This is a genomic window from Roseateles amylovorans (assembly GCF_025398155.2).
GTDB lineage: Bacteria > Pseudomonadota > Gammaproteobacteria > Burkholderiales > Burkholderiaceae_C > Roseateles > Roseateles amylovorans.
In genome coordinates, this window is sequence record NZ_CP104562.2 from 3,390,456 (window position 1) to 3,398,750 (window position 8,295).

Sequence of the window (8,295 nt, forward strand, 5' to 3'; positions counted from 1 at the left end):
CTTTCGACCACCGACTCGAACTTGTCGAACCCAGTACAGCCAAGCGAGCCGTTGATCGCGAACCTGGGGTCTCGCCCCACTGATACCTGAGCTGGCGATCGAACCGCAGCGGATGGCCTTGTCGTTGCTCAATGCCAAGAAGCGCTCGACCTGGTCCAGCCACCAGCCGCAGGTTGGGATGAATTACCAGATCACCGCGTCCGCACACGCGGCGAAGCACTCACGCGGCGGCACCCGCTCTCGTTGGTCGCGGCACATCCCCACGAAGACCGCGGCCGCCTACCTGGTCTGCCGATTCCGCGGCAGATCCAGGAGATTCAAGGAGTGCGCCATTGTTCATTCGGAGCACCCGGTCCGCCAGATGGAAGTAGCGATCGTCGTGAGATACCACGATCACCAGATGCCCCTGGTCCCGAAGCTCCGGTAGCAGTTCGGTGTAGAACAGATGCCGGAAGGTCGGATCCTGATCCGCCGCCCATTCGTCGAACACCAGCACCGGCCGACCTTCCAGATAGGCGTGCACCAACGCCAGCCGCTTGCGCTGACCGGTCGAGAGATCGACTGTGCTGAACGAGCCGTCCTTCACCGACACCTTGTGCGCAATCTCCAGCCGCTCCAGGTAAGGCAAGGCCCTCGCCGGCAGACTCCCACCCTGCCCGGCCTGCGCGGCCAGATCCTCGAACAGATAGAAATCCGAAAACACCGTGGTGTAGAGCTGCCGGTAGTGGTCCCTCGTCTGGTCGGTCACCGGGACGCCATCCAAGAGCACCTCGCCCTGCTGCGGCGCATACAAACCCAGCAACAGCTTGACCAGCGTTGTCTTGCCCGAGCCGTTGTCGCCCACGATGAACACCATCTCGCCGCGCCGCAGCGTCAGATCGACCGGTCCCAGCACGAAGGCTTCGCCTCCCTCAGGCTTGGCGAAAGCGTATCGAACGCCTCGCAACGCAATGGTGTCGGCCAGCACCGCCGCTTCGCCGGGCGTGTTCAGATCCAGGAAGGGCTCCGGGGTGGCGAATCGCGCCGACATGTCAGCAATGCGCTGAAATGCCACCCGCGCCCGTCCGATGCCGGGCACGGCCGAGGCGATCTGGTCCAGAGGGCCTTTCAGGAACAGCAGCACCAGCACGAAGCCGCTCAGCACAGCGGGCGCCATGCTCCGCCACGCTGCCCAGCCAAGGATCAGCGCGATCAGCAGGAAGAACAGCGCCGAGCCAAAGGCCGTCGCCAGCACATACGTGCCGATCGCGCGGCGATTGATCTCCTGGATGCGATCGACCGTGCCCTCGATCTGGCCTCCGTACATGCCGGCGCGCCGCTGCCGGTGCATCCGCAGTTCCTTGGCCCCGTCGCTGATGGCGCGGTAAGCCTTGTGCAGTTGCTCCTCGGCATCACGCGCCTTGTGGAAGCCGCGGATGCCTCGGGCCTGGGCCCAGGTCTGTACGCCCACGCCAATCACCAGCGCGACGAGCAGCAGACCGAACAACGGCGCCGACAACCAGGCCAGGTAGCCCAGGCAGCCCAGCGTGATAGCCAACGCGATGACCGCCGACGACAGCACGAAAGCGGCGTCGCTGATCATGTCCACATCGCCGGTCAGGACCGGCATCAGCCGGTGGGTCCGATAGCGCTCCAGCGCGTCGATGGGCGCGGTAAGGATCTTGCGCGCCAGCGTCTTGCGCACCTGGGCCACCAGCCGTTGACCGACCAGGTTCGTGGACATGCTCGACGTCGCTCGTCCCACCAGGGCCACCACGCACAAGGCCACGAAGGTCAGCAACAACCCGCCCGCCAAGCCCCCGGGCCGGTGTAGCACGGTGTTGATGGTGCCCAGCAGCGCCACCGTGGCTGCTCCGGCCGCCAAGCCGGTCACCATCGACACCAGCAACCAGGGCAAAAAGGGCCGCAGCAGCGCTGACACCTCGCCGCCGGTGGTGGAAGCCTTGCGCGACGGATCGGGGGTGGCGCTGGCGCTGGCGCTGGCGGTGGCAGGGTCAGGAACTGGGGATGTGTTCATCAGCGTGTCTTTCAGCCGGCGGCAGACCGGGGACGGACGGTGAGGTCCTCAGGAGGGAGACGTTTCAGCCGCCGGAATGTTCACGGCGATGGGAATGTCCCTGGTTGGCGCGGGGCCCATGAACAAATGCGCCGCCAGGACGTCCTAGTCCTGACACCACTGCGCCGGCTTTCCGCTCCAGTCGCGCCCCAGCCCCATGCCGCTCCATCCCGACCTCGACGCCTTCCTTGAACTGGTCAACGACGCCCACGCCGACGGCACCGCGCTTCACACCATGACGCCCGCCCAGGCGCGCACGGCCTACGACCGGTCGACGCTCGCGCTGGACCTGCCCGGCGCGGAGGTTTCCAGCACTTCGCTCACCATCACGGCGCGGGACGGCCACGCCTTGCCCGCACGGCTCTACCCGGGTTGCGCCTCCGCGCCGCGGCCGACGCTGCTGTTCTTTCATGGTGGCGGCTACGTGCTGGGCGGTCTGGATTCGCACGATTCGCTCTGTCGGGATCTGGCGGACCTCGCCGACTGCGCCGTGCTGGCCGTGGACTACCGACGGGCGCCGGAGCATCGTTTTCCGACCGCGTTCGAAGATGCGCAGGACGCGGCGGCATGGGTGCGCGAGCATGCGGCCCGACAGGGACTGGATGCATCCCGCCTCGCGTACGGCGGGGACAGTGTCGGCGGCACCCTGGCCACTGCCCTGGCCCTTGCCGACCGAGCAGCGGACCTGCCACAGCCCGTGCTGCAGTTGCTGCTGTATCCCTGTGTCAGCGCCCACCAGGACAGCCCGTCGCACCATCGCCTGGCCAGTGGCCATCTGCTGGAGGCCCGCACCCTGCAATGGATGTTCGCCCACTACCTGCGCAACGAAAGCGACCGGCTTGACTGGCGCTTTGCGCCGCTGCAGGCGCACTCCCTGCACGGACTCGCCCCGACCCATCTGGCCCTGGCGGAATTCGATCCCTTGATCGACGAGGGCCTGGCCTATGCCGAGGCCCTGAGGTCCGCCGGCGTGAGGGTCTCCACGAAGGTGTATCCGGGCATGGTCCATGACTTCGCACGGCTGGGCAATGTGGTCGAGGACGCGGCCGTGCTGCGCCGCGACCTCGCCGCCGTGCTGACTCAGGCGTTCCGCTGAGCACTGCGGATGCCCCCGATGAACAGAACCGCGCCGCAAACGTCTTCCTCACAGGCAGGCGGTGCCGTCGGTGCCGCGCCTCCATTCGCAAGGTCGCTCCATGTTTGACACGCCGCTGGGCCAGGCCACCGCTGATTGCCGCGAAGCCCTCGCGGGCCTGCCGGGAAGGATCCGGAGCCACGCCGGTGCGCGCGCCTTTGACACCGTCATGGAGGGGCCGCAGGTCACCGTCAAGCCGCTGGACGGTGCGGCCGCCAGCGTTTGGCTGCTGGAATCCGGAATGCCGTTGCCGTCGCTGCATCTCCATGGGTCGGGCCTCGCCGCAACCCCCACGTCGCTGACCGACGACCACCTACCGGCGGCGTTGGAAGCCGTCTTCTCGCTGCGCCCTGGCCTGCCGGCGCTCCGCCTGCCGACTGCCCTGCCCGGTCTCGCCGCCCTGCTGACCGCCGGCTTGGCGCTGCCGTCCGACACGGCGGCTGTCACCGTCACACGGCAACTCTTCTGGCAGTGGGATGAACGCTGGCGGGTCTCACGCCGTCCCGCGCCGCCCATCCAGTACCAGTTCAGCAAGGACGGACGCCGTCACCCGCGCCGACCGCCCAAACCCGAAGGCATCGTCTACCGCCGGCACATTCCCTGGCTGGACAGGACCTTCACCCTGCGCGCTCTGGACGTGGAGCGCGACCTGGCCGACGTGAACCGCTGGATGAATGAGCCCACCGTGGCGCACTTCTGGCAAGAAACCGGCGACCTGCTCCATCACCGCCGCTATCTGAGCGGCATCGCGCAGGACCCGCACACCCTCGGCCTGATCGGCTGTTTCGACGATCAGCCCTTCAGCTACTTCGAGGTCTACTGGGCCAAGGAGGACCGCATCGCGCCGTTCTACGACGCCGCCGATCACGATCGCGGCTGGCATGTGCTCGTCGGCGAGCCGTCGCTGCGGGGCCGCGAGTTCCTCACGGCCTGGATGCCAGGGGTCTCCCACTATCTCTTTCTTGACGACTGCCGCACGCAGCGCCTCGTCATCGAGCCGCGGATCGACAACCACCGAATGATTCACAGCCTGAATCGCTGCGGCTATGCCTCGCTCAAGGAGATCGAGTTTCCGCACAAGCGCGCCGTGCTCGGCATGCTGCTGCGCGAGCGCTTCTTCGACGACGCGCTCTGGATCCCGCGCGGCGATTTCCCTTTTGCAGTCCCGCACTCCTGAGGCACTTTCATGCATATCCACGATCTGATCGGCATCGGCTTCGGCCCATCCAACATCGCGCTGGCAATCGCGCTGGAGGAAGGCCAGGCCCCCGCCTCCCGCGAGCGACCGCTGGACGCCTTGTTCATCGAGCGACAGCCAGGCTTCGTCTGGCACAAGAACATGTTGCTCGACCATGCGCACATGCAAATCTCCTTCCTGAAGGACCTGGCCACGCTGCGCAACCCGTCCAGCCGCTTCACCTTCCTGAACTACCTGCATCAGAAGGAGCGGCTGCAGGACTTCATCAACCTGAAGACCTTCTTTCCCAGCCGCCATGAGTTCAACGATTACCTGGCCTGGGCGGCGGCCCAGTTCGCCGATCGGTGTGTCTACGGCGAGGAGATCGTCGAGGTGCTGCCCGAGCCGCGCGGGGGGGAAGTCCAGCTGCTGCGTGTTCGCTCCCGCGACGCGTCGGGGCAGGTGCGCGAGCGGCTGACCCGACATCTGGTGGTCGGGGTGGGCGGCATGCCGCGCATCCCGGCGGAGTTCAGGGGCTTCAAGGAGGATCCACGGGTCTTTCACTCGAGCCATTACCTGCAGGCCATCGCTGGCCATCCGCAGGCGCGGCGTCTTGCCATCGTGGGCGCAGGTCAGAGCGCGGCAGAGATCTTCATGGACCTGCACGGCCGGCCGCAGCGGCCGCAGGTGGACCTGATCATGCGGGCGCGTGCCATCAAGCCGTCGGACGACAGCCCCTTCGTCAACGAGATCTTCAACGCCGACTTCACCGACTTCGTCTTCAGCCGCAGCGGCAGCGAGCGCGATGACCTGCTCAACGAGTTCTGGCACACCAACTATGCGGCGCCCGATCTGGCGCTGATCCAGCAGATCTTCGAGGTGTTCTACCGGCAGCGGGTGGCGGGCGCAGAGCGACATCGCTTCCTGCGACGTCACGAGGTGACCGGGGTGAAGGCGGTCGAGGACGGCGTCCAGCTCACCCTGCGCGATCTGAACCACGAACGAACGACCACCCAGCGTTATGACGCCATCGTGCTGGCGACCGGTTACGAGCGTGACCGGCACCGCGCATTGCTGGCGCCCCTCGCGCCCTACCTGGGCGACTTCGAGGTGGACCGGCACTACCGCCTGCGGGCCACGCCGGGATTCCATCCCAGCATCTTCCTGCAAGGCGCTTGCGAGCTGACCCACGGCCTGAGCGACACGCTGCTGTCGGTCACCGCCATCCGCTCCGGGGAGATCCGTGGCGCGCTGCGCGGGGCCGTGAGTCTGGACCCTGCCGGCACCCGCCAGGAAAGCCCACGTCAGGCCGCCTAGTACCGGGTCCGCAGAGCCAGGTCACCTCGCAGGATCGCAGAACCAAGGAGGCGCTGCCGCCCTTTTTCCTTTCATCCATGCCCCATCGCCACGCGCGCTGCCACACGGGAATCTCGTGGCCGCGCGCTTTTTCACGTGTCGGGCTCCCGCCGAGTTTTTCCACCACAACCATGAATCCCCAGAAGGATCGCGCCATGTCCCTGTCGTCGCCGCTTGTCTCGTCGTTCGTCCACGCCCGTGGGCCCCGCCCTCGCCGACTCTCCCTCGCGCTGGCCGGCGCCTTCGGCAGCGCCGCCCTCGCCGCCGCCGGACCGGCCTGGTCCCAGGCCGCCGACGCGGTGCAGGACACGCGGCAGCCCGCGACCACCGCGGCAGCCCCGGGCGCGGCGGCTTCGAGCGCGACGGCTTCGCGGGCGGCGGGCCCTGCGGACAACACCGGGGTTGCGTTGCCGACTGTGTCGGTGCACGGACGCTCTGCCCTCGCCGCAAATCCCCGCTCCTACGCCACGCGCAGCACCGGCGCCGGCACGCGCATGCCGCTCTCGCCGCGAGAGACGCCGCAGTCGCTGAGCGTCATCGGACGGCAGCAGATGGATGAGCAGAACCTGGACACGCTCAACGAGGTCATGCGCCAGACGCCCGGCATCGTCGTCAACCGACGGGACGAACGGGTCGATTTCACCTCGCGCGGTTTCTCGCTCAGCCAGATGGTCGATGGCATTCCCACGCTGGCGTTCAACAATGTGTCGGCGGAGGCCAGCATGACCAGCATGGCCATGTATGAACGAGTCGAGGTGATCCGTGGCCCGGCCGGCCTCCTCAACGGTGTCGGCCAGCCTGGCGGGTCGATCAACCTGGTGCGCAAACGCCCGACCAAGGACTTCACCGGCAGCCTCACGGTGGGCGCCGGCAACTGGCGCCGTGCGCTGGCCCAGGTCGATGTCGGCGGCAGCCTGACGGCTTCGGGCGGCGTGCGGGGCCGCCTGGTGGCCTCGCAGTCGGGCGGCGATACCTTCATCGACCGCAAGCAGCGCAAGGACAGTCTGGCCTACGGCATCGTCGAGACCGATCTGGGCGCGCGGACCGTGCTGGCCGCGGGATTCGAGTATCAGAAGAACGACATCGACGGTGCCAACTTCGGCAACATCCCGCCCTATTACGGCAATGGGACGCGGCTGGTGGTGCCACGTTCCTATTCCTTCAGCACGCCCTGGAGCGTGTGGAACATGCAGACGCGACGTGCCTTCCTCAACCTGCAGCATGACTTCGACAACGGCTGGCAGGTGAAGGCGGAAGTGGCCCAGGTGAAGAACCAGCGGGAGCGTTACAGCGGTGATCTGCAGAGCACGCTGCCGACCTTCCCCATCAATGCGGCCACCCAACTGGGCGTGGTCTCGCTGAGCGACAACCCGGCCGAAGGGACCAACCGGTCCGCAGATGTGTTTGCCACCGGGCCGTTCCAGTGGCTCGGCCGCACCCACCAGGCGGTGCTGGGCGTCAGCGTCAACACGCTCGACAGTGAAATCGCCAACAACAGTGCGCTCAACACCGGCACCCGGCTGGACCGCCGTCCCGGCGCCGTCTTTGACCTGGGGGCGATCGCCAAGCCCGACTTCCGCTATCCGCGACTGCGTCAGTATGGCGAGACCGAGGAGCGCGCGCTCTACGGGGCCGTGCGGTTGCAGGCGGCTGACGCCTTGGCCCTGGTGGTCGGTTCACGGGTCACCTGGTATGAGAACAAGGGCTATCAGCGCTCCTGGGCCGGCACCGCCAACGGCGCGCGCGTCGACGCAGCGCCGGTGAAAGAAGACGCCGTGTTCACACCCTACGCCGGCGTGATCTACGACCTGACCCCTACCCTGTCGGTCTACGGCAGCTTCACCCAGATCTTCCAGCCCAACACCTCCAAGGATGTGAACGGCGAGGTGATCGAACCGCAGCGCGGCAGCAATGTGGAGTTCGGCGTGAAGGGCGAGCACTTGGGCGGCCGAGTGACCACTGCGGCCGCTGTCTACCGGACCAAGCAGGACCACGTGCCGGTGGCGACCGGCACCCTCCAGCCGGATGGCTCGCCGGCCTTCCGCGGCGAGCGCGGCACCGTGACCGAGGGCTACGAATTCAGCGTGGCTGGTGAACTGCTGACCGGCTGGCAGTTGCAGGCCGGCTATGCCTATGGCACGCCAGTCAAGGCCGACGGCAGCGCGCTCTCGCCTCAACTGGCCACGCGCACCCTCAACCTGGCCACCAGCTACCGGCTGCCCGGTGCATGGCATCGGGTCACCGTCGGCGGCAACCTGAGCTATCAGAACCGCACCTCGATGGACGTGGTCTCCAAGCCTGCGCTGACCCAGGGCGGCTACACGCTGTTGGGTTTGCTGGCCCGTTATGACGTGACCCCGCAGTTGACCCTGTCCCTGAATGTCGAGAACGTCACCGACAAGACCTATGTCTGGATGAGCGGTCAGTCCGGCTACATGTTTGGCACGCCGCGCAGCACCTGGCTGCGCGGCAGCTACCGGTTCTGAGGTTCGGGCTCACCGAGGCCATCGAGCCCGCCGGGGGACCGGCGCTCGAGGCTCAGAAGGGCGGCCCGGGGCCGCCCTTCCCGTT

The 8,295-nt window shown here is 67.2% G+C and carries 5 protein-coding genes; 4 read left to right on the forward strand and 1 reads right to left on the reverse strand.

The window, feature by feature from the left end:
• Positions 1-220: 220 nt before the first annotated feature.
• Positions 221-1,876, reverse strand: a complete 1,656-nt coding sequence (locus N4261_RS14150) for a cyclic peptide export ABC transporter (protein WP_435532065.1) — start codon at positions 1,874-1,876, stop codon at positions 221-223.
• Between the two features lie 337 nt (positions 1,877-2,213).
• Here N4261_RS14150 and N4261_RS14155 point away from each other — a divergent pair, with 337 nt between their 5' ends.
• The 4 genes from N4261_RS14155 (at position 2,214) to N4261_RS14170 (ending at position 8,210) form a co-directional block, all read left to right on the forward strand.
• On the forward strand, positions 2,214-3,152 hold the full coding sequence (locus N4261_RS14155) for an alpha/beta hydrolase (RefSeq protein WP_261755949.1): 939 nt from the start codon (positions 2,214-2,216) through the stop codon (positions 3,150-3,152).
• Between the two features lie 100 nt (positions 3,153-3,252).
• Positions 3,253-4,368 (forward strand): GNAT family N-acetyltransferase, encoded by a 1,116-nt coding sequence (locus tag N4261_RS14160; protein WP_261755950.1) that lies wholly within the window; start codon positions 3,253-3,255, stop codon positions 4,366-4,368.
• Between the two features lie 9 nt (positions 4,369-4,377).
• Entirely contained in the window at positions 4,378-5,685 is a 1,308-nt protein-coding gene (locus N4261_RS14165) for a lysine N(6)-hydroxylase/L-ornithine N(5)-oxygenase family protein (protein ID WP_261755951.1), read from the forward strand.
• Positions 5,686-5,879: 194 nt separating this feature from the next.
• Complete coding sequence (locus N4261_RS14170; RefSeq protein WP_261755952.1) at positions 5,880-8,210, forward strand: TonB-dependent siderophore receptor; 2,331 nt, start codon at positions 5,880-5,882, stop codon at positions 8,208-8,210.
• Positions 8,211-8,295: the final 85 nt, after the last annotated feature.